Genomic DNA, 20,027 nt, shown 5'->3' with positions numbered 1-20,027 from the left:
GTTCAACAACCGGCGTTATTCGCGGAACAGCGCCTCAATGCTCAGGCCCTGCATCTGCAGAATCTCACGCAGGCGACGCAGACCTTCAACCTGAATCTGACGGACGCGTTCACGCGTCAGGCCAATCTCCCGGCCCACGTCTTCCAGCGTCGCCGCTTCATAGCCCAGCAGGCCGAAACGACGCGCCAACACTTCACGCTGTTTGGCGTTCAGTTCGAACAGCCATTTGACGATGCTTTGCTTCATATCGTCGTCTTGCGTGGTGTCTTCAGGCCCGTTGTCCTTCTCGTCGGCCAAAATGTCCAGCAGCGCTTTCTCCGAATCCCCGCCCAACGGCGTATCCACCGAGGTGATGCGCTCATTCAGGCGCAGCATGCGGCTGACGTCATCCACCGGCTTGTCGAGTTGCTCGGCAATCTCTTCAGCGCTCGGTTCATGATCCAGTTTATGGGAAAGCTCGCGCGCGGTGCGCAGATAAACATTCAGTTCTTTGACGATATGGATAGGCAAACGAATGGTGCGGGTTTGGTTCATGATCGCCCGTTCAATCGTCTGACGGATCCACCAGGTTGCGTAAGTGGAGAAACGGAAACCGCGTTCCGGGTCGAATTTTTCCACCGCGCGGATCAGACCGAGGTTACCCTCTTCGATCAGATCCAGCAGCGCCAGACCGCGGTTGCTGTAGCGGCGGGCGATTTTCACCACCAGCCGCAGGTTGCTTTCAATCATGCGACGGCGGGACGGCACGTCACCGCGCAGAGCACGCCGCGCAAAATAGACCTCTTCCTCTGCGGTCAACAGAGGTGAATAACCGATCTCACCCAGATAGAGCTGCGTCGCATCCAATACGCGTTGCGTAACGCCTTGAGACAACAGCTCTTCTTCCGCTAAATCGTTCTCGCTGGCCTCTTCTTCTACCAGCGCTTTTTCATCAAACGACTCAGCCTCAGCTCCATTCTCGTCGAAATCCGCATCATCATGTAACTCGTTAACTTTCAGCGTATTTTGGCTCATATGCTGCTCCTACCCGTGATACCGCGAGCAGAATCTCAGCGTATTCTGCCCAATCTATCGCTGCGGAAGATAACGCAGCGGGTTTACGGATTTCCCCTTGTAACGAATTTCAAAATGCAAACGTACTGAACTGGTACCGGAGCTACCCATGGTGGCTATTTTTTGACCCGCCTTCACTTCTTGTTGTTCCCGGACCAGCATTGTGTCGTTATGAGCGTAGGCGCTCAGGTAATCATCATTATGTTTGATGATGATTAGATTACCGTAACCCCGTAAAGCGTTGCCTGCATACACTACGCGACCATCGGCGGTAGCGAAGATAGGCTGCCCACGGGAACCGGCGATATCGACGCCCTTATTCCCACCTTCTGATGAGGAAAAGTTATCAATAATCTTGCCGTCAGTCGGCCATCTCCAGGTACTGACCGGAGCGCTGTTGCTGACGGTGCTGCTCACTGGTGGAGCGGCTTCCGGTGCGGTAACAGGCGCAGTCGCGGTCCCAACCGCTGCGGCGCCCGCTGCAGGTAACATCTTACCTACATTCTGTTTACCCGAGTTTTCAGAATACGCGTTAGTTGATTGAGAATCAACCGTTGCCGTCTGGATCTGGGTGCTGGAAGGTGGCTTCGGAACACCGCTTTTGGTCGCGTCAGTCGTCGCCAGCATACCGCCGCCGCCATTGGCAGAACCATTACCAAGTTGAATGGTTTGGCCAACATTCAGGCTGTAAGGCTCGGGAATATTGTTGCGCTGCGCCAGGTCGCGGAAATCGTTGCCGGTGATCCAGGCGATGTAAAACAGCGTATCACCGCGCTTGACCGTATAGGTGTCGCCGCCGCTGTAGCTCCCTTTAGGGATAGCGTTATAACTGCGGTTATAGACAATGCGGCCCTCTGGGCTGGCCTGCTGCGCTCCGCCATTATTATTGCCGGATGGAACGGCGCCGCCGCCGCCCACGCTGCTGATAGGGGCTGACGTCGAGGCCGTGTTTGTACAACCCGCCAACCACAAACTTACCATCGTACACACCGCAACCCGGCGTAACGTAATCATTGGGCTTCCCGTGCTCATGCTTCCCCCATGACAGCAATATCAGTGATATATCCAAAATACCCTTTACATCGTAGCCGAGCTTTTGCCACTTCCCAGTTTCTGCGATGTAAAGGCGCCGCCGGCCGATCCCTGAACGCCAGGTCATCTCCCGCCGGAGCATCAAAACGCGCGCCAATGCTAACCACATTGGCGTCACCGCACCATAAGACAACTACGTAGAAAGGCCAATTCTAGTGAAAATTAGCCTGATTGGAACGAGAAAACCTTATCCGCACGTGATGAAAGTGCAACAGATTTTTCAGACGGTCGAAAAATCAGACAATCGCTAGGCCAATTCGCCTTTCACCAGCGGCACAAAGCGCACCGCCTCTACCGCGTCGACCACGAAATCGTTGCCATGGCGCTGAATGCGTTTGAGGGTTTGGGCATGCTCGCCCACCGGCAACACCAAAATGCCGCCGTCGTCCAACTGCTCAACCAGCGCCTGCGGGATCTCCGGCGGCGCGGCAGTGACGATGATCGCATCGAACGGGCCGCGCGACGCCCAGCCCTGCCAGCCGTCGCCGTGGCGAGTGGAAACATTATGAAGGTCGAGCTGCTTCAGGCGGCGCTTGGCCTGCCACTGCAGCCCCTTGATGCGCTCGACGGAACAAACGTGTTGCACCAGATGCGCCAGAATGGCGGTTTGATAACCGGAACCGGTGCCGATCTCAAGCACCCGTGAAGTAGGCTTCAGATTCAGCAGCTCGGTCATCCGCGCCACCATATAGGGCTGAGAAATGGTCTGACCGGAACCGATCGGTAATGCAGTGTTTTCGTAGGCTTTGTGATCCAGCGCTTCGTCGACAAAACGCTCGCGCGGCACCGCTTCGATCGCTCGCAGCAGCTTTTCGTCCCGGATCCCTTGCTGACGCAGCTGCGTCAGCAATGTTTGCATACGCTTGTTCACCATTCCCCGCTAACCTCTGCCTTGGTTAACCATGTTTTCACGACTTCCTGCGCCGCGTAGGCGGTCAGATCCACCTGTAGCGGCGTGATCGCCACATAGCCTTGTTCCACCGCCGCAAAGTCGGTATCCGGCCCGACATCAAATTTATCACCAGGCGGCCCGATCCAGTAGAGATTTTGTCCACGCGGATCCTGCTGGCAGAAGACCTTATCGGCGGGATGGCGGCTGCCACAGCGAGTGACGCGCAGGCCTTTGATCTCCGCCAGCGGCAAATCCGGCACGTTAATATTCAGGATTTTTCCGGTGCGTAACGGTTCACGCTGCAGCGCACGCAAGATGCGGCAGGTAATGGCCGCAGCAGTCGCGTAGTGTTGGTGACCGTTCAGCGACACCGCCAGCGCGGGCAGCCCCAGGTGCCGGCCCTCCATCGCCGCCGCGACGGTGCCGGAATAGATGACGTCATCGCCTAAATTCGGTCCGGCGTTAATGCCGGAGACCACGATATCCGGCGCAGGGCGCATCAATGCGTTGACGCCAAGATAAACGCAGTCGGTCGGCGTCCCCTGCAGCACCGCGATATCGCCGTTGGCCAGCGTCTGCGTGCGCAGCGGCGACTCCAGCGTCAGGGCATTGGAAGAACCGCTGCGGTTACGATCCGGCGCCACGACCTGCACCTCGGCAAACTCCCGCAGCGCCGCTGCCAGCACCTGAATGCCTGGGGCGCTGACGCCGTCATCGTTACTCAGCAATATCCGCATCACTGTTATCCTGCTGCATGATTTCGCGAACCACGCTGGTAGCAAAGCTGCCTGCCGGCAACCAGAAGCGCAGTTCCACGGTAACGTCATCCCACCAGTTCCACTGCAAATTTTGCGGCTGCAACAGCAGGGCCCGGCGAGCGGGTTCGACACGCTCGCGCTTTAAAAGCGTAAGCAATTCCGGTTGTTTCGCCAAGCATTGTTGTTCAAAAGCCAAGGCTTGGCCGGCGGTGCCTGGCTCTCCGTCGCCCGGCAAGGAAGCCGTGATCGCCAGCTCGCCGGCATCCAGCCGCTGTTGCAACGTCTCCAGCTCATCGGCTTTGGCGACGAACCAGCTACCGCGGCCGCTCAACTGCAGGGCATCCCCCTCCAGCACGGTGCGCTGCAGGCCGTCGGCCAGGCGCCGGCCGGCTATCAGATTGAACAGCGCACTGCGGCTGGCGGAAAGGTAGAAGCTGCGCTTGCTGCGCTCTTTAACGCGGATTTCGTCGTTCGCCCAGCGGCGCGCCATCACCAGATTGTTGCCGCCGCGGCCGAAGCGTTGGCTGCCGAAATAGTTTGGCACGCCCTGCGCGGCGATAGCCTGCAGGCGGCGCTCAACGTCCTGACGATCGGAAATCTGGCGCAGCACCAGCGTAAAGTGGTTGCCCTTCAGATTGCCGATGCGCATTTTGCGCAGGTGGCGGGCGAACGAGAGCACCTCGCAGCCTTCCAGCGCAAACTGTGAGAAATCCGGCGTGTCTTTGCCCGGCATATGCAGGCAGAACCACTGTTCGGTCACCGCGTGGCGATCCTTCAAGCCCGCATAGCTGACGGAACGGGCGTGAATACCGGCGAAGCGCGCCAGATAGTCGGCCACGAACTGGGTATTGCAGCCGTTTTTACGGATGTTCACCAGCACATGCTCGCCTTCGCCGTCCGGCGCAAAGCCCAGGTCTTCCACCACCACGAAGTCTTCCGGATTGGCTTTCAACACCCCGGTGCTCTGCGGCTGGCCATGCAGCCAGGTCAGATTCGCCATATCCATGCGGTTATTCCTTGATCAGCAAGGCGACCGCTTCGCAGGCGATGCCCTCGCCGCGCCCGGTGAAGCCGAGCTGCTCGGTGGTCGTGGCCTTCACGTTGACGTCATCCATATGGCACTGCAGATCTTCCGCCAGGAAGACGCGCATCTGCGGGATGTGCGGCGCCATTTTCGGCGCCTGGGCAATAATCGTGATGTCGAGGTTGCCGAGGCGGTACCCTTTGGCGCGGATGCGCTTCCAGGCTTCGCGCAGCAGCTCGCGGCTGTCCGCGCCCTTGAAGGCCGGATCAGTATCGGGGAACAGCTTGCCGATATCGCCCAGCGCCGCCGCGCCCAGCAAGGCGTCGGTCGCGGCGTGCAGCGCAACGTCGCCGTCGGAGTGGGCCAACAAGCCTTTGTCGTAAGGGATGCGAACACCGCCGATCACCAACGGGCCTTCGCCGCCGAATTTATGTACGTCAAAACCGTGACCGATACGCATGGTGCGCTCCTTAATTGTCCAACTGAGTCAAATAGAACGCCGCCAGCGCCAAATCCTCCGGCCGCGTTACTTTAATGTTATCCGCCCGGCCGGCGATCAGCAGCGGATGATAACCGCAATGCTCCAGCGCCGAGGCTTCGTCGGTGACGTTTGCGCCTTCATCCAGCGCGCGCTGCAGGCACTGCTTGAGCAGCGGCAGCGGAAACAACTGCGGCGTCAGCGCATGCCACAGATCCTGTCGTTCAACGGTGTGGGCGATGGTGTCGCGGCCAGGTTCGGCGCGCTTCATGGTGTCGCGCACCGGCGCGGCGAGAATGCCGCCCACCTTGCTGTGTGCGGTGATCGCCAACAGGCGCTCGAGATCGTCGGCATGCAGGCAGGGGCGCGCAGCGTCGTGCACCAGCACCCAGTCCGCATCACCCGCGAGCTTCAGCCCGGCCATCACCGAATCGGCGCGCTGTTTGCCGCCCTCGGTGACGGTCACCCGCGGATCCTGAGCGATGGGCAGCCGTTCGAACTGACGATCTTCCGGGCCGATCGCCACGATCACCCGTTCAATGCGCGGGTGGCGCAACAGAGCATGGATAGCGTGTTCGACGATGCTGTGCCGGCCGATGGTTAAATATTGCTTCGGGCATTCCGCCTGCATGCGGCTGCCGATACCGGCAGCGGGCAGGACGGCAATCACCGAGGGAAAGGTGCCTGCGGAGTGATTCATGCGTTATTTTTGTGCGTTATTTTGCGAGGAAGACGCCGCGTTGCGTCTGGATTGGTCAGGAACCAGACGATAGAAAGTCTCACCGGGCTTGATCATGCCCAGCTCATTACGCGCTCGCTCTTCGATCGCTTCCTGACCGCCGTTCAAATCATCGATTTCGGCAAACAGCTGATCGTTACGCGCTTTCAACTTCGCGTTGTTGCCCTGTTGGACCGCAACGTCTTCATTGACCCGCACGTAATCGTGAATACCATTTTTGCCCAGCCACAGTGAATACTGTAACCAACCGAGCAATGCCAGCAATAGCAGCGTAAGTTTTCCCATCTCCGCCCCCTGAAAAACCGACCAATCATCCCACAACTTCTCGTTGGACTCCACACTGAGAGCGGCATTTCAACGCCAAATTCAGAATACGGATGAAGGATTCCCGTGTTCAGCGCCTAATTCCGCTGCGAAAGCGGCAAAAAAAGCCGCTTTAGTCCGGCGCGCGCGCCGCGTTTTCCGCTGACACACACACTGCCCTTCCCCCATTATGCAGCAAGAATCACTGCACCATCGCATCCTGACCCGTCGCTTACGCCAAGGCAAAGCAAGAAGTGAATATTTAACACCATAGAAAGAATAATCCTCATGCAGTGGTTGCACTTTCATTCATTGAAGCTTATTTTTATGCACTCATAGTGCATAAATAATTCCAATATATAACCATTCATTATCGGGGATCGCGATGTTAAAACGTTTAGTTCTGATCGGCGCCTGCCTGGCCGCCACCTTCTCCACCGCCGCGTTGGCGGCTGAACCTACCTACGTCGTCGGCTCCGGCGGCACCTATCGGCCGTTCGAGTTTGAAAACAGCCAAAAGCAGCTGGAAGGTTTCGACATCGACATTATCAAAGCGGTAGCCAAGGCCGAAGGTTTCCAGATAAAACTGATCAATACGCCGTGGGAAGGGATCTTCGCCACGCTGAATTCCGGCGATCGCGATATCATCATCTCCGGCATCACCATCACCGATAAACGCAAACAAATGGTTGATTTTTCTGCGCCTTACTTCCCGGCAGAGCAGGCCATCGTGGTGCCGCAAGACTCGAAGGTAGACTCCATTGCCGCGTTGAAAGCGCTGAAGGTCGGCGTGGTGAACTCCAGCACCGGCGACATCGTGGTGTCCGACGCGCTGGGCAAAAACAGCACCGCCATCAAACGCTTCGACAATACCCCGCTGATGCTGCAAGAGCTGTATGAAGACGGTATCGGCGCGGCGGTCGGCGACGTCGGCGTGGCCAAGTTCTATATCAAAACCCACCCTGAGAAAGCCTTCAAGCTGGTGCCCGACGCCAAGTTCGAACGTCAGTATTTCGGCATCGCCGTCGCCAAAGGCAACGATGAGCTGCGCAACAAAATCAACGCCGGCCTGAAGAAAATCATCGCCGACGGCACCTACGCCAAGATCTACCAAGCCTGGTTCGACAGCAACGTACCGACGCTGCCGGCGGAATAATGCCCTGCCGCCGGCGCCCGCAAGGCCGTCGGCGCGCCACCGTTTCAGCATACCAAGAAGGAATACCCTTTGAACTTCCGCTGGGAGATCATCCAGGAATACGCGCCGCTGTTTATGGAAGGCGCCTGGATGACCATCAAATGCACCATTATCTGCGTGCTGCTGGGCACCACCTGGGGATTGATCCTCGGTCTGGGGCGCTTGGCGCAGGCGCCGCACGGCATCTGGAAACCCATCCTGCATTACGGCGTTCAGTGGCCGGTACGTATCTACATCAGCGCCTTTCGCGGCACCCCGCTGTTCGTGCAGATCATGGTGGTGCACTTTGCGCTGGTGCCGCTGTTCATCAACCCGCGCGACGGCCTGCTGGTCACCAGCGGCCTGATGAGCGTCGACTTCGCCCGCGCGCTGCGCGCCGACTACGGCGCCTTTCTCTCCTGCGTGGTGGCGATCACACTCAACGCCGGCGCCTATGTGTCGGAGATCTTCCGCGCCGGGATCCAATCGATCGACCGCGGCCAGATGGAAGCATCCCGCTCGTTGGGCATGAGCTACGGCAAGACCATGCGACAGGTTATCTTGCCGCAAGCCTTCCGGCGCATGCTGCCGCCGCTGGGCAACAACGCCATCGCCATCGTCAAGGATTCGTCGCTGGCCTCCGCCATCGGCCTGGCGGATCTGGCCTATGCCGCCCGCACCGTCTCCGGCGCCTACGCCACCTATTGGGAGCCCTACCTGACCATTTCGCTGGTCTATTGGGTCATCACCTTCCTGCTATCGCTGCTGGTGCAACACATGGAAAAGAGGTTCGGTAAAAGTGATTCGCGTACATAACCTGCAAAAACAGTTCGGTGAAAGCCACGTGCTGCGCGGCATTTCCTGCCGGATCGCCGCCAACGAAGTGGTGTGCGTCATCGGCCCCTCCGGCTCCGGTAAAAGCACCTTCCTGCGCTGCATCAACGCGCTGGAAACGCTCTCCGGCGGCGAGATAGAGGTGAATGGCTTCGCCGTCCACGATCAGAAAACCGACCTGAACAAGATGCGTGAAAGCGTGGGCATGGTGTTCCAGCGCTTTAACCTGTTCCCGCACATGACGGTGTTGGAAAACATCATCATGGCGCCGGTCAGCGTGAAAAAACTGCCGCGCGCCGAAGCCATCGCGCAAGCGGAACAGCTGCTGCGCAAGGTCGGCCTGCTCGACAAAATCGACACCTATCCCAACAGCCTGTCCGGCGGCCAGCAGCAGCGGGTAGCGATCGCCCGCGCGCTGGCGATGGAGCCGAAAATCATGCTGTTCGACGAACCGACCTCAGCGCTCGATCCGGAGCTGGTGGGCGAAGTGTTGGCGGTGATGAAATCGCTGGCCCATGAGGGCATGACCATGGTGGTCGTCACGCATGAGATGGGCTTTGCCCGCGAGGTGGCCGACCGGGTACTGTTTATCGATCAGGGGATCATTCAGGAAGAGGGGCAGCCGCAGCAGATCTTCAGTCACCCGTCCAATCCGCGCACTCAGGCATTTTTGAGCAAAGTTTTGTAACCTTCGGCACGGCTTTGCAATCCTGCGGGCGCCGGCCTCGGCGCCCACTCTCTCACCACCCGGTCAGGAAGCTGAACACCAGCCAGAACAGGCACAGCACAACGGCGCCGGTCAGCAGCAGCGTCAAGATCAAACGGCCGCGCAGCAGCATGCTGAGAGTGATGCCGATCAGCACCGACAGCGGCATTAGCGCCAGGAAGAATGGCCAGGTATAAAGCAGGAAAAACAGCGTATTGGAACCGTAAACCAAAAACGGCAACGCGAACGCCAGCCAGTAGAAAACAAAGCCGCTGACGCCGCCCAGGAAAGAATAAGAAGGCTCCTCTCTCTCCTGTTTTGACTGCTTGGAGTCGATCAAGATAGGCGTGACATTTTGCATAGTGATCCCTGGTTATTCGGCTCGCTCTGCGGCGGCTTAGAGTAAAAAGCGCATGGCGAAAAACGCCACACGCTTTTTTTGAATTCAGGGTTTGATAATAGCCTGACCACGCAACACGTCTAACAATTGCGCAATCAAATTTGTTACCAATTGTTGGCCATCAAGGTGGATTTCCGGCTGCTGCGGCGCCTCGTAAACCGCGTCGATACCGGTGAAATTGCGCAGCTCGCCGGCGCGCGCTTTCTTATACAATCCCTTCGGATCGCGCGCCTCGCAGATCGCCAACGGCGTATCGACAAACACCTCGATAAAGCGATCGTCGCCGAGCATCTCACGCACCATCTGCCGTTCGGCGCGGTGCGGCGAAATGAATGCGGTCAGCACCACCAGCCCGGCGTCCACCATCAGCTTGGCCACTTCCCCCACCCGGCGAATGTTCTCGCGCCGATCCTCGTCGGAGAAGCCGAGATCGCGGCACAGGCCGTGGCGCACGTTATCGCCGTCCAGCAGGTAGGTGCTGACGCCGAGCCCATGCAGCGCCTGCTCCAGCGCGCCGGCGACGGTGGATTTGCCCGAACCGGACAGCCCGGTAAACCACAGCACCGCGCCGCGATGGCCGTTGCGCGCTTCGCGATCCGCGCGCGTCACCGCGTGCGGATGCCAAACCACGTTCTCATCGTCCGGCCCGGTCGCCCTCAGTTCAGCGGCCACCTTATCGGCCACCGAGCAGATCGCGCGCGCCCCAGTGCGGGAAGTGCTTGCGCACCAGCGCATTCAGCTCCAGCTCGAAGGCGCTGAATTCGCCGCGCGCCGCCGATGCGGCCTGCAGCGTTTCACGCACCAGCCCGGCGCCCACCGTGACGTTGCTCATGCGATCGATGAAGATCAGCCCGCCGGTGTCGTGATTGCTCTGGTAGCTGTCCAGCACCAGCGGTTCGTCGAAGGTCAGCTCCACCAATCCGATGCCGTTGAGCGGCAACGTGTCGGCCGGATGCTGCGCCAGCGTATTGATCTCCACCTGATGACGGATGCTCTCCACGCGCGCGCGGGTCTTTTTACCGGCGATCTTGATGTCGTAGCTCTGGCCCGGCACCAGCGGCTGCTCGGCCATCCATACCACGTCTACCAGCGCGCTCTGCGCCGCCTGCAGACTTTCGCCGGCGTCGACCAGCAGATCCCCCCGGCTGATGTCCACTTCATCCTTCAGCACCAGCGTAATCGCTTCGCCCGGCACCGCCTCTGGCAGATCGCCGTCGAAGGTCACGATGCGCGCCACGCTGGACTCCACGCCGGAAGGCAGCACTTTGATGCGTTGCCCCACACGCACCACGCCGGCGGACAGCGTGCCGGCATAGCCGCGAAAATCGAGGTTCGGGCGGTTGACGTACTGCACCGGGAAGCGCAGCGGCTGGTTTTCTCGCTCGCTGACCACGTCAACGCTCTCCAGCACTTCCAGCAGCGTCGGGCCGCTGTACCACGGCATATGGGCGCTTTCGCTCGCCACGTTGTCGCCGTCCAGCGCCGACAGCGGCACAAACTTGATGTCCAGATCGCCTGGCAGCTGCTGGGCGAAGGTCAGGTAATCCTGTTTGAACTGCTCGAACACCGCTTCCTGATAGTCCACCAGATCCATTTTGTTTACCGCGACCACCAGATGGCGAATGCCCAGCAGGGTCGCGATAAAGCTGTGGCGGCGAGTCTGATCCAGCACCCCTTTGCGCGCGTCGATCAACAAGATCGCCAGATCGCAGGTCGAGGCGCCGGTGGCCATGTTGCGGGTGTACTGCTCATGCCCCGGGGTATCGGCGATGATAAATTTACGTTTTTCGGTCGAGAAATAGCGATAGGCCACGTCGATGGTGATGCCCTGCTCGCGCTCGGCCTGCAGGCCGTCCACCAGCAGCGCCAGGTCGAGCTTTTCGCCCTGAGTACCGATGCGTTTGCTGTCGCTGTGCAGCGTCGACAGCTGATCCTCGTAGATCTGGCGGGTATCGTGCAGCAGGCGGCCAATCAGGGTGCTTTTGCCGTCGTCGACGCTGCCGCAGGTCAGAAAGCGCAGCAGGCTCTTGTGCTGCTGCGCGTGCAGGTAGGACTCGACGCCGCCCTGGTCAGCGATTTGTTGTGCAATTGCGTTGTTCATCCGGCGGCTCCTTAGAAATACCCTTGACGCTTTTTCAGCTCCATCGAGCCGGACTGATCGCGATCGATCATCCGCCCCTGGCGTTCACTGGTGGTGGAGACCAACATTTCTTCGATGATCTCCGGCAGGGTTTGCGCCTGCGAGTCCACCGCGCCGGTCAGCGGCCAGCACCCGAGGGTGCGGAAACGCACCATGCGCTGGCTGATCACTTCACCCGGCTGCAGATCGATGCGATCGTCGTCCACCATCATCAGCATGCCGTCTCGCTCCACCACCGGGCGCGGTTTCGCCAGATACAGCGGCACGATGTCGATGTTTTCCAGGAAGATGTACTGCCAGATATCCAGCTCGGTCCAGTTCGACAGCGGGAAGACGCGGATGCTCTCCCCTTTGTTGATCTGGCCGTTGTAGTTGTGCCACAGCTCCGGCCGCTGGTTTTTCGGATCCCAGCGGTGGAAGCGATCGCGGAACGAATAGATGCGCTCTTTGGCGCGCGATTTCTCCTCGTCGCGCCGCGCACCGCCGAAGGCGGCGTCGAAACCGTACTTGTTCAACGCCTGCTTCAGGCCCTCGGTTTTCATGATGTCGGTATGCTTGGCGCTGCCGTGCACGAACGGGTTGATGCCCATCGCCACCCCTTCCGGATTTTTATGCACCAGCAGCTCGAAGCCGTACTCTTTCGCGGTGCGATCGCGGAATTCGTACATTTCGCGGAATTTCCAGCCGGTATCGACGTGCAGCAGCGGGAACGGCAGCGTGCCGGGGAAGAACGCCTTGCGCGCCAAATGCAGCATCACGGAAGAGTCTTTGCCGATGGAATACAGCATCACCGGGTTGGCGAATTCAGCGGCGACTTCACGGATGATATGGATACTCTCCGCCTCCAATTGCCGCAAATGAGTGAGTCGTTTTTCGTCCATAACAGGTCCTTAAAAGCCTTGCCTATGCCAAATTCACGACGGCCGGGCGCGCGGCCCCTTCCGTCTGCGATTGATGCCCGAACCAGGCGATTTGGTGGTGCAGTTCCACCACTTCGCCGATCACCAGCAGCGCCGGCAACGGCGCCCGTTGGGCCAGATATTCCAGTTGTTCCAGCGTGCCGATCTGCACCTGCTGATCGGCGCGCGTGCCGCGGCTGATCACCGCCACCGGCGTCGAGGCGTCGCGACCGTGGGCGATCAGGCGCTGGCTGATGTCCGCCGCCTTCATGGTGCCCATGTAGATAGCCAGCGTCTGCCGCGCCCGGGCCAGATCGGCCCAGTCCAGGCCATCGCCGTCGGGGCGGCAGTGGCCGGTGATAAAGGTCACGCTCTGCGCGTGGTCGCGGTGCGTCAGCGGAATGCCTGCGTAGGCGGTCGCCCCCGCGGCGGCCGTGACGCCCGGCACCACCTGGAACGGAATGCCGGCGGCGGCGGCCACCTGCAGCTCTTCGCCGCCGCGGCCGAAGATGAACGGATCGCCCCCCTTGAGGCGCACCACGCGCTTGCCCTGCTGCGCCAGTTCCACCAGCAGCCTATTGGTCTCTTCCTGGATCACCGAGTGCGCGCCGGCGCGCTTGCCCACGCAGATGCGCTCGGCGTCGCGGCGCACCAGATCGAGGATTTCGCCGCTGACCAGATGGTCATACAGCACCACGTCCGCCTGCTGCATCACCTGCAGCCCGCGCAGGGTCAACAGCCCCACGTCGCCCGGCCCGGCGCCCACCAACGCTATCTCGCCCTGGGTGCCCTCATCGCCTGTGGCGAAGCGGTGTAAATCCTGCTCCAGCTGGCGTTCCGCCTGCGCCGTCTGGCCGTTGGCCACCAGCGTGGCGAAACGGCCGCCGAAGGTGTTTTCCCAGAAACGGCGACGTTCGCCGATCGAAGCCAACCGCTGTTTGACCTGGCCGCGCCAGCGGCCCGCCACCTGCGCCATCTGCCCCAAACTGGCGGGCAACAACGCCTCCAGCTTTTCGCGCAGCAACCGCGCCAGCACCGGCGCCTGGCCGCTGGACGATACGGCCACCACCAGCGGCGAGCGATCGATGATCGACGGGAAGATGAACGAACAGCGCGGCTGATCGTCCACCACGTTGGCCAGCACCCGGCGTTTATCCGCCTCGGCGAACACCGCGGCGTTCAGCGCATTGTCGTCCGTGGCGGCGATCGCCAGAAACACGTCGTCCAGCTGCTGCGGATCAAAGGTTTTCCCCAGCCAGAGCACCCGCCCTTGCTGACGTTGTTGTTCCAGTTCCGGTGAGAGCGACTGCGCAACTATCCGTATTTCAGCCCCGGCGCGCTGAAGCAGGGAGACTTTGCGCGCCGCCACGTCCCCACCGCCAACGACCAGCACCGGACGTTGTTTCAGGTCGGCGAATATTGGTAGATAGTCCACAACAGCCTTTTCATATAACAGAAAGATAGTGTGACTATACGGGCTGAGATTTAGCCTCTGAAATGACGAAAAGGAATGATTAGTTCCTTTATGGAATATAGGCCGCAACGCAGGAGGCAAACCATGCTCATCGCGACGGCGATTTGCGCGTTCGCGCGAAAATTAAGAGACAGGGAAATTGTGTAATGCCGCCCGTCGTCTCATACTGGGCGCCGAAGAAAAATGATCGGCAGCGCCGATAGCAAAGAAGGATTTTTCGGTATGTTTTCCCGTTTTTACCTGAAGACCAGCCTGCTGGCCCTCGCACTCGGCGGCGTCTTCAGCGTTTGTGCCGCACAGCCCGTAAAAGACGCGCCAATGGGCCGTTTCGCCGCCGAACAGACCCGCCACATCGCCACTTACTTCCCCGGCCGCATGGCGGGCAGCCCGGCAGAATTGCTCACCGCCGACTATCTCAAGCAGCAGTTCGGCAAGATGGGTTACCAAAGCGATATTCGCAGCGTCAACACGCGTTATCTCTACACCAGCAAAGACGGCAAGAAGAACTGGAATAACGTCACCGCCAGCTCGGTGATCGCCGCCCGCAACGGCGACAGCCCGAAACAGGTCGTGATCGTCGCCCACTTCGACACCTATACGCCGCAGAGCGACGAGGATCTGGATAACAATCTCGGCGGCCTGACGCTGCAGGGCGTCGACGACAACGCTTCCGGCATCGGCGTGATGCTGGAGCTGGCGGAACGCCTGAAGGATATCCCCACCGCCTACGGCCTGCGCTTCGTCGCCACCAGCGCTGAAGAGATCGGTTCGCTGGGCGCGCAGAACTACCTGCAGCGCATGAGCGCGGAAGAGAAAAGCAACACCGTGCTGGTGATCAACCTCGACAGCCTGATCACCGGCGATCGTCTGTACTTCAACGCCGGGCGCAACACGCCGCCGCAGATGGCGAAGCGCTCCCGCGATCGCGCGCTGGATATCGCCCACCGCTACGGCATCGCCGCCGCCACCAACCCAGGCAACGCGCAGCATCCGCAAGGCACCGGCTGCTGTTCCGATCAAGAGGTGTTCGACGCCGCAGGCATCCCGGTATTGTCAGTGGAGGCCACCAACTGGTCGCTGGGCGACAAGGACGGTTACCAGCAGCGCGCCGTCAGCCCGCACTTCCCGCAGGGAATCACCTGGCACCGCCCGCAGTACGACAACCTGCAATATCTGGATCGCTACCTGCCGGGGCGGATAGACAAACGCAGCCGCGACAGCGTGCAGATCCTGCTGCCCTTGATCAAAGAGCTGGCGCAGGCGCACCCGCCGAAAGCGCAAAAGAAAAAGTAGCCCGTAAAAAAACAGGGCCCAGCATTGCTGAGCCCTGTGATGTCATTCGCGTCGTTTAGCCTTCGTGCAGACCGCACTCGCGCTTCAGGCCAAAGAAGCGCGTCTCTTCCTCGCTCATGCCCGGCTCCCACTTTTGGGTGGTGTGGGTATCGCCTACCGACAGGTAGCCCTGCTCCCACAACGGGTGGTAGCTCAGCCCGTGTTCGGTCAGATACTGGTAAATCTTGCGGTTGTCCCAGTCGATGATCGGCAGGATCTTGAACACCCCACGCTGCACCGCCAGCACCGGCAGATTGGCGCGGCTGCCGGACTGTTCGCGCCGCAGGCCGGCGAACCAGCTCTGCGCGCCCAGCGTCTCCAGCGCGCGGTTCATCGGCTCGACCTTGTTGATCTGGTTGTATTTTTCAATCCCTTCCACGCCCTGCTCCCACAGTTTGCCGTAGCGCGCCTCTTGCCAGGCGGGAGACTGTTCGGCGCGGAACACCTGCAGATTCAGCTTCAGCTGGTCGGTCAGTTGATCGATAAAGCGGTAGGTTTCCGGGAACAGGTAACCGGTGTCGGTCAGGATCACCGGGATATCCGGCCGGATGCGCGTCACCAGGTGCAGACATACCGCCGCCTGAATGCCGAAACTGGACGAGAGTACGAACTCGCCGGGCAGATGCTCCAGCGCCCATTCGACGCGCTGTTCGGCGCTGAGGCTCTCCAGCTGGCCGTTGACCACCGCCAATGCCAGCGCCTGCCCGGATTTGGGCAACGCGTTCAGCGCCGCCAGATCGAATTCAGCCATGTTGTCTCTCCTGATACTTGAAATTACCTGTGCGGCCCCTCTGCCCAGGGGCCGCCCGGCCTCACTCCCAGAAATCTCGCGCCGGATCCAGCACCGGTTTGACGATGCCCGCGCGCACGGTGAAGTCGCCGAAACCCTCGCCGGCGTTACGCTCCTTCGCCCAGCGCCCCACCAACAGGTCGATCTCGCTCAGGATCTCGTCTTCGTTGATGTTTTCGCGGTACATGCGCGGAATGCGCGTGCCTTCGCGGTTGCCGCCCAAATGCAGGTTATAGCGGCCGACCGCCTTGCCCACCAGCCCCAGCTCCGCCAGCAGCGCGCGGCCGCAGCCGTTCGGGCAGCCGGTGATGCGCAGCACGATATGCTCGTCGCCCATCCCGTGCCGATGCATGATCTCCTCAACCTTGGTGACGAACTGCGGCAGGAAGCGCTCGGCCTCCGCCATCGCCAGCGGGCAGGTCGGGAACGACACACAGGCCATCGAGTTCTTGCGTTGCTCGCTGATCTGGTCGTCGATCAGGCCATGATCGCGCGCCAAGGCGTCGATCTTGGCCTTCTCGCTTTCCGGCACGCCGGCGATGATCACGTTTTGGTTCGCCGTCAGACGGAAGTCGCCTTTATGGATCTTGGCGATCTCCGCCATGCCGGTCTTCAGCGGGCGCCCCGGATAGTCCAGCAGGCGGCCGTTCTCGATAAACAGCGTCAGATGCCACTGATCGTCGATGCCCTTCACCCAACCGATGCGATCGCCGCGGCCGGTGAATTCATATGGGCGGATCGGCGCGAAGGTGATGCCGGCGCGCTTTTCCACTTCGGCGCGGAAAACGTCCACCCCGACGCGCTCCAGCGTGTATTTGGTCTTGGCGTTCTTGCGATCGGTGCGGTTGCCCCAGTCGCGCTGCGTGGTGACCACCGCTTCCGCCACCGCCAGCGTATGCTCGAGCGGAATGTAGCCGAACTCGCTGGCCTGCCGCGCGTAGGTTTTCTTGTTGCCGTGCTCAATGGACAGCCCGCCGCCCACCAGCAGGTTGAAGCCCACCAGCTTGCCGTTTTCGGCGATCGCCACGAAGTTCATGTCGTTGGCGTGCAGATCGACGTCGTTCTGCGGCGGGATCACCACCGTGGTTTTGAATTTGCGCGGCAGGTAGGTCGGCCCCAGAATCGGCTCTTCGTCGGTAGTGGCCACCTTCTCCTGATCCAGCCACACCTCTGCGTAGGCGCGGGTGCGCGGCAGCAGGTGTTCAGAGATCTTCTTCGCCCACTCGTAGGCTTCCTGATGCAGCTCGGACTCCACCGGGTTGGAGGTGCACAGCACGTTGCGGTTCACGTCGTTGGCGGTCGCCAGCGCGTCCAGCCCCAGGCGATTCAGCAACTGGTGCACCGGTTTGACGTTGCCTTTCAGGATGCCGTGAAACTGGAACGTTTGGCGGTTGGTGATGCGAATGCTGCCGTACAGCGTGCTCTCCTGCGCGAACTTGTCGATGCCCAGCCACTGCTGCGGGCTGATGACGCCGCCCGGCAGGCGGCAACGTAGCATCATGGCGTGGCGCGGCTCCAGCTTCTGCTCGGCGCGTTCGGCGCGAATGTCACGATCATCCTGCTGGTACATGCCGTGAAAACGGATCAGCAGGAAGTTGTCGCCGTTGAAGCCGCCGGTCAGGCCGTCGTTCAAATCTTCGGCGATGGTGCCGCGCAGGAAGTTGCTCTCCTTCTTCATGCGCTCCGCATCGGCCAGTTTGCCTTCGACCACCAAAGGCCCGGGGTGTTTATCACTCATCAGTAAACATCTCGCTGATAACGGCGCTCAAGGCGCAGCTCACTTAAAAATTCATCCGCCTGCTCGGTATCCATGCCACCGTGCTCGGCCACCAGTTCCAGTAATGTGTGTTCCACGTCTTTCGCCATGCGATTGGCATCGCCGCAGACGTAAATGTGCGCGCCTTCCTGAATCCAGCGCCACACTTCCGCGCCCTGTTCGCGCAGTTTGTCTTGTACGTATATTTTATGTTGCTGGTCGCGGGACCAGGCCAGATCGATGCGGGTCAGCAGGCCGTCTTTCACGTAGCGCTGCCATTCAACCTGGTACAGGAAATCTTCGGTAAAGTGCGGGTTGCCGAAGAACAGCCAGTTTTTGCCGCCGGCGCCGTCGGCGTCGCGCTGCTGCATAAAGGCGCGGAACGGCGCGATGCCGGTGCCCGGGCCGATCATGATCACCGGCGTTTCCGGGTTGGCCGGCAGACGGAAGTTGTCGTTGTGCTCGATAAACACCCGCACGTCGCCGTCCTCCTCCAGGCGATCCGCCAGGAAACCGGAGGCGCCGCCGCTGCGAGCGCGCCCGTCGATGTCGTAACGCACGACGCCCACGGTGATGTGCACTTCGTTCTCATTTTCCGCCTGTGAAGAGGCGATGGAGTACAGGCGCGGCGTCAGCGGACGCAGCAGCCCGACCAGCTGTTCGGCGCTCAGATCCGCCGGCGCCTGGCGCACCATGTCGACGATCGGCGTGTTGTGCGCATACTGCTGCAGCGCGGCTTTATCCGCCAACAGACCGATCAGCTTTTCGTCGCGCGACAGCGCGGCGTATTTATCGACGATCGGCGTGGTGTTCTGCGTCAGTTCGAAATGGCTGCGCAGCGCCTGCGCCAGCGGCAGGGTTTGCCCTTCCACCTCGACCGGTTCGTCGCCTTTCAGCCACAATAGCTGCACCAATTCGTCCACCAGCGCCGGATCGTTGTCGAACCATACGCCGAGCGCATCGCCAGGCTGGTAGCGCAGGCCCGAATCGCCCAAATCGATCTCGATATGGCGCACGTCTTTATCGGACGCGCGGCCGGTAATTTTCTGCTTGACCGCCAGTTGGGCGGTGAGCGGTTGTTCCTTGCTGTACGGGCTGCTGTCGATCAGGTCGACCGCGCCGCTGGCCAACGCGCCCGGCGCGGCGCTTTCCGCCGGCGCGCGCGCCTTCAGCACCGACACCACCTGTTTGCGCCAGGCGGCGGCCAGTTCCTGATACTCCACGTCGGCATCCACGCGCTCCACCAGGCGCTCGGCGCCCAGTTCGGCCAACTTGGCGTCGAAATCTTTACCGGACTGACAGAAATTCTCATAAGAGGTGTCGCCCAGCCCGAACACCGCAAACGCGGTGTCACTCAGCTTCGGCGCCTTTTTCGAGAACAGGTATTTATGCAGCGCCACCGCTTCTTCCGCCGGCTCGCCTTCCCCTTGCGTGGAGGCGACGATCACCAGCAGGCGCTCTTGCGCTATCTGCTTGAACTTGTAATCGCCGGCGCTGATCAGCGTGGCGTTCAGATTGGCGGCCAGCAAATCGTCGCGCAGCTGCTCCGCCAGGCGGCGCGCATTGCCGGTCTGCGAAGCGGAAATGATGGTGATGCCGGCGGCGGCAGGGGCGGCGGGCGCAATGGCCACGGCTCCTGGCTGTTGATTGACCATGCCCCAAAAATAACCGGACAGCCACGCCAGCTGCGTCGGCGAATAGTCGCCGATCGTCGCCTGCAGGCGTGCCAGCTGTTCGGGCGTCAGCGGGAGCAAAGATGTTGGAGGAGCCTGAGTCGTCATTGCTGTACTTATTTCCTATACTTAGCGCCTTTCCTGCCAGGCGCGCGCCAGTGTCAGTCGCTGTCTCTTCGCTGCGTCGGGCGTGCGGAAAAGATCAGGAGAGTTTGTAAGGTTACCGAGCAGAATAGCAACGATTAAATAAGGGATAGCAATAAATCATAACCAAAATGACTAAGCTGTTTTTCTGGTAAGGGATAACGCTTAAACCGTTAAACAAAGTTTTTTATCCAGATGAAAATAAAGCACTTTTTTTCATCATTTTTTCACCGTTCAACATTTCGGCTCATAACCCCAGCCGATAGGTGCCGCAGACACCAAACAAAAAAAGTGTTAACCGGATGCGTTTGCCGTGGCGGTAGACCATAACGGTATAAATGGCAAGCAGACGCGCTTTCCGGTACT

General features: G+C 60.3%; 20 protein-coding genes. 4 read left to right on the top strand and 16 right to left on the bottom strand.

What is annotated here, in order from left to right; translation table 11 throughout:
• Window positions 1–15: 15 nt before the first annotated feature.
• The 8 genes from rpoS to ftsB all read right to left on the bottom strand — a co-directional run bounded on the left by rpoS (window position 16) and on the right by ftsB (window position 6,321).
• Window positions 16–1,014 (bottom strand): RNA polymerase sigma factor RpoS, encoded by a 999-nt coding sequence (rpoS, locus tag CPH57_RS00405; RefSeq protein ID WP_019455119.1) that lies wholly within the window; start codon window positions 1,012–1,014, stop codon window positions 16–18.
• Window positions 1,015–1,068: 54 nt separating this feature from the next.
• Entirely contained in the window at window positions 1,069–2,067 is a 999-nt protein-coding gene (gene nlpD / locus CPH57_RS00400) for a murein hydrolase activator NlpD (RefSeq protein WP_170853020.1), read from the bottom strand.
• 325 nt (window positions 2,068–2,392) lie between these two features.
• Entirely contained in the window at window positions 2,393–3,019 is a 627-nt protein-coding gene (locus tag CPH57_RS00395) for a protein-L-isoaspartate(D-aspartate) O-methyltransferase (protein WP_033641890.1), read from the bottom strand.
• Window positions 3,013–3,774: a 5'/3'-nucleotidase SurE gene (gene surE / locus CPH57_RS00390; RefSeq protein ID WP_033641889.1), complete on the bottom strand. Its 762-nt coding sequence runs from the start codon at window positions 3,772–3,774 to the stop codon at window positions 3,013–3,015. Before surE ends, CPH57_RS00395 begins: the two co-directional genes overlap by 7 nt.
• Entirely contained in the window at window positions 3,755–4,801 is a 1,047-nt protein-coding gene (gene truD, locus CPH57_RS00385) for a tRNA pseudouridine(13) synthase TruD (RefSeq protein ID WP_089196592.1), read from the bottom strand. The genes surE and truD overlap by 20 nt, the downstream gene beginning before the upstream one ends.
• A gap of 4 nt (window positions 4,802–4,805) precedes the next feature.
• Window positions 4,806–5,279 carry a 2-C-methyl-D-erythritol 2,4-cyclodiphosphate synthase gene (gene ispF / locus CPH57_RS00380; RefSeq protein ID WP_004932594.1) on the bottom strand — a complete coding sequence of 158 codons (474 nt, stop codon included), beginning with the start codon at window positions 5,277–5,279 and terminating at the stop codon, window positions 4,806–4,808.
• Window positions 5,280–5,289: 10 nt separating this feature from the next.
• On the bottom strand, window positions 5,290–5,997 hold the full coding sequence (ispD, locus tag CPH57_RS00375) for a 2-C-methyl-D-erythritol 4-phosphate cytidylyltransferase (RefSeq protein ID WP_004932598.1): 708 nt from the start codon (window positions 5,995–5,997) through the stop codon (window positions 5,290–5,292).
• A 3-nt stretch (window positions 5,998–6,000) separates the two neighbouring features.
• Window positions 6,001–6,321, bottom strand: a complete 321-nt coding sequence (gene ftsB / locus CPH57_RS00370; RefSeq protein WP_016929043.1) for a cell division protein FtsB — start codon at window positions 6,319–6,321, stop codon at window positions 6,001–6,003.
• A 403-nt stretch (window positions 6,322–6,724) separates the two neighbouring features.
• Between ftsB and CPH57_RS00365 the strand changes: the two genes are divergently transcribed.
• The 3 genes from CPH57_RS00365 to CPH57_RS00355 all read left to right on the top strand — a co-directional run bounded on the left by CPH57_RS00365 (window position 6,725) and on the right by CPH57_RS00355 (window position 9,035).
• A complete protein-coding gene (locus CPH57_RS00365) occupies window positions 6,725–7,495 on the top strand; it encodes a basic amino acid ABC transporter substrate-binding protein (RefSeq protein ID WP_033651644.1) in 771 nt (256 codons plus the stop codon).
• Between the two features lie 114 nt (window positions 7,496–7,609).
• Window positions 7,610–8,329 carry an amino acid ABC transporter permease gene (locus tag CPH57_RS00360; RefSeq protein ID WP_042706788.1) on the top strand — a complete coding sequence of 240 codons (720 nt, stop codon included), beginning with the start codon at window positions 7,610–7,612 and terminating at the stop codon, window positions 8,327–8,329.
• The gene (locus CPH57_RS00355) at window positions 8,313–9,035 is read left to right on the top strand and encodes an amino acid ABC transporter ATP-binding protein (RefSeq protein ID WP_089196591.1); all 723 of its coding nucleotides are present in this window, start codon (window positions 8,313–8,315) and stop codon (window positions 9,033–9,035) included. The genes CPH57_RS00360 and CPH57_RS00355 overlap by 17 nt, the downstream gene beginning before the upstream one ends.
• Window positions 9,036–9,087: 52 nt before the next feature.
• On the opposite strand, the gene CPH57_RS00350 is transcribed toward CPH57_RS00355, so the two are convergent.
• From CPH57_RS00350 to cysG, 5 genes are all read right to left on the bottom strand, one after another.
• Window positions 9,088–9,414 (bottom strand): DUF3561 family protein, encoded by a 327-nt coding sequence (locus tag CPH57_RS00350; protein WP_016929047.1) that lies wholly within the window; start codon window positions 9,412–9,414, stop codon window positions 9,088–9,090.
• 84 nt (window positions 9,415–9,498) lie between these two features.
• Complete coding sequence (cysC, locus tag CPH57_RS00345) at window positions 9,499–10,188, bottom strand: adenylyl-sulfate kinase (RefSeq protein WP_079656228.1); 690 nt, start codon at window positions 10,186–10,188, stop codon at window positions 9,499–9,501.
• Window positions 10,127–11,554 carry a sulfate adenylyltransferase subunit CysN gene (gene cysN / locus CPH57_RS00340; RefSeq protein WP_033641884.1) on the bottom strand — a complete coding sequence of 476 codons (1,428 nt, stop codon included), beginning with the start codon at window positions 11,552–11,554 and terminating at the stop codon, window positions 10,127–10,129. Before cysN ends, cysC begins: the two co-directional genes overlap by 62 nt.
• 11 nt (window positions 11,555–11,565) lie before the next feature.
• Window positions 11,566–12,474 (bottom strand): sulfate adenylyltransferase subunit CysD, encoded by a 909-nt coding sequence (gene cysD / locus CPH57_RS00335; protein WP_033641883.1) that lies wholly within the window; start codon window positions 12,472–12,474, stop codon window positions 11,566–11,568.
• 22 nt (window positions 12,475–12,496) lie between these two features.
• On the bottom strand, window positions 12,497–13,927 hold the full coding sequence (gene cysG, locus CPH57_RS00330) for a siroheme synthase CysG (RefSeq protein ID WP_096241900.1): 1,431 nt from the start codon (window positions 13,925–13,927) through the stop codon (window positions 12,497–12,499).
• A gap of 261 nt (window positions 13,928–14,188) precedes the next feature.
• Between cysG and CPH57_RS00325 the strand changes: the two genes are divergently transcribed.
• Complete coding sequence (locus CPH57_RS00325) at window positions 14,189–15,259, top strand: aminopeptidase (RefSeq protein WP_042785639.1); 1,071 nt, start codon at window positions 14,189–14,191, stop codon at window positions 15,257–15,259.
• A gap of 55 nt (window positions 15,260–15,314) precedes the next feature.
• Here CPH57_RS00325 and CPH57_RS00320 read toward each other — a convergent pair whose 3' ends face one another.
• The 3 genes from CPH57_RS00320 to cysJ form a co-directional block, all read right to left on the bottom strand.
• Complete coding sequence (locus tag CPH57_RS00320) at window positions 15,315–16,049, bottom strand: phosphoadenylyl-sulfate reductase (RefSeq protein ID WP_033641881.1); 735 nt, start codon at window positions 16,047–16,049, stop codon at window positions 15,315–15,317.
• 61 nt (window positions 16,050–16,110) lie between these two features.
• Window positions 16,111–17,826, bottom strand: a complete 1,716-nt coding sequence (gene cysI, locus CPH57_RS00315; protein ID WP_033641880.1) for an assimilatory sulfite reductase (NADPH) hemoprotein subunit — start codon at window positions 17,824–17,826, stop codon at window positions 16,111–16,113.
• Window positions 17,826–19,625, bottom strand: a complete 1,800-nt coding sequence (gene cysJ / locus CPH57_RS00310; protein ID WP_033651649.1) for an NADPH-dependent assimilatory sulfite reductase flavoprotein subunit — start codon at window positions 19,623–19,625, stop codon at window positions 17,826–17,828. The genes cysI and cysJ overlap by 1 nt, the downstream gene beginning before the upstream one ends.
• Window positions 19,626–20,027: the final 402 nt, after the last annotated feature.

Origin of the sequence: Serratia sp. JKS000199, from assembly GCF_900215455.1 — a bacterium.
Lineage (GTDB): Bacteria > Pseudomonadota > Gammaproteobacteria > Enterobacterales > Enterobacteriaceae > Serratia > Serratia ureilytica.
Note: the sequence above shows the minus strand (reverse complement) of the source record. Positions and strands in the feature narration are given on the sequence as shown.

Bases quoted from the DNA above. Each gene is read 5' to 3' on its own strand.
- cysC (WP_079656228.1), bottom strand. From the start codon at position 10,188: ATGCGCTGGTGCGCAAGCACTTCCCGCACTGGGGCGCGCGCGATCTGC.
- cysI (WP_033641880.1), bottom strand. From the start codon at position 17,826: ATGAGTGATAAACACCCCGGGCCTTTGGTGGTCGAAGGCAAACTGGCC.
- ftsB (WP_016929043.1), bottom strand. From the start codon at position 6,321: ATGGGAAAACTTACGCTGCTATTGCTGGCATTGCTCGGTTGGTTACAG.
- CPH57_RS00395 (WP_033641890.1), bottom strand. From the start codon at position 3,019: ATGGTGAACAAGCGTATGCAAACATTGCTGACGCAGCTGCGTCAGCAA.
- nlpD (WP_170853020.1), bottom strand. From the start codon at position 2,067: ATGATTACGTTACGCCGGGTTGCGGTGTGTACGATGGTAAGTTTGTGG.
- cysD (WP_033641883.1), bottom strand. From the start codon at position 12,474: ATGGACGAAAAACGACTCACTCATTTGCGGCAATTGGAGGCGGAGAGT.
- surE (WP_033641889.1), bottom strand. From the start codon at position 3,774: ATGCGGATATTGCTGAGTAACGATGACGGCGTCAGCGCCCCAGGCATT.
- cysJ (WP_033651649.1), bottom strand. From the start codon at position 19,625: ATGACGACTCAGGCTCCTCCAACATCTTTGCTCCCGCTGACGCCCGAA.
- CPH57_RS00350 (WP_016929047.1), bottom strand. From the start codon at position 9,414: ATGCAAAATGTCACGCCTATCTTGATCGACTCCAAGCAGTCAAAACAG.
- CPH57_RS00325 (WP_042785639.1), top strand. From the start codon at position 14,189: ATGTTTTCCCGTTTTTACCTGAAGACCAGCCTGCTGGCCCTCGCACTC.
- ispD (WP_004932598.1), bottom strand. From the start codon at position 5,997: ATGAATCACTCCGCAGGCACCTTTCCCTCGGTGATTGCCGTCCTGCCC.
- cysN (WP_033641884.1), bottom strand. From the start codon at position 11,554: ATGAACAACGCAATTGCACAACAAATCGCTGACCAGGGCGGCGTCGAG.
- CPH57_RS00360 (WP_042706788.1), top strand. From the start codon at position 7,610: ATGGAAGGCGCCTGGATGACCATCAAATGCACCATTATCTGCGTGCTG.
- ispF (WP_004932594.1), bottom strand. From the start codon at position 5,279: ATGCGTATCGGTCACGGTTTTGACGTACATAAATTCGGCGGCGAAGGC.
- CPH57_RS00320 (WP_033641881.1), bottom strand. From the start codon at position 16,049: ATGGCTGAATTCGATCTGGCGGCGCTGAACGCGTTGCCCAAATCCGGG.
- rpoS (WP_019455119.1), bottom strand. From the start codon at position 1,014: ATGAGCCAAAATACGCTGAAAGTTAACGAGTTACATGATGATGCGGAT.
- truD (WP_089196592.1), bottom strand. From the start codon at position 4,801: ATGGATATGGCGAATCTGACCTGGCTGCATGGCCAGCCGCAGAGCACC.
- CPH57_RS00365 (WP_033651644.1), top strand. From the start codon at position 6,725: ATGTTAAAACGTTTAGTTCTGATCGGCGCCTGCCTGGCCGCCACCTTC.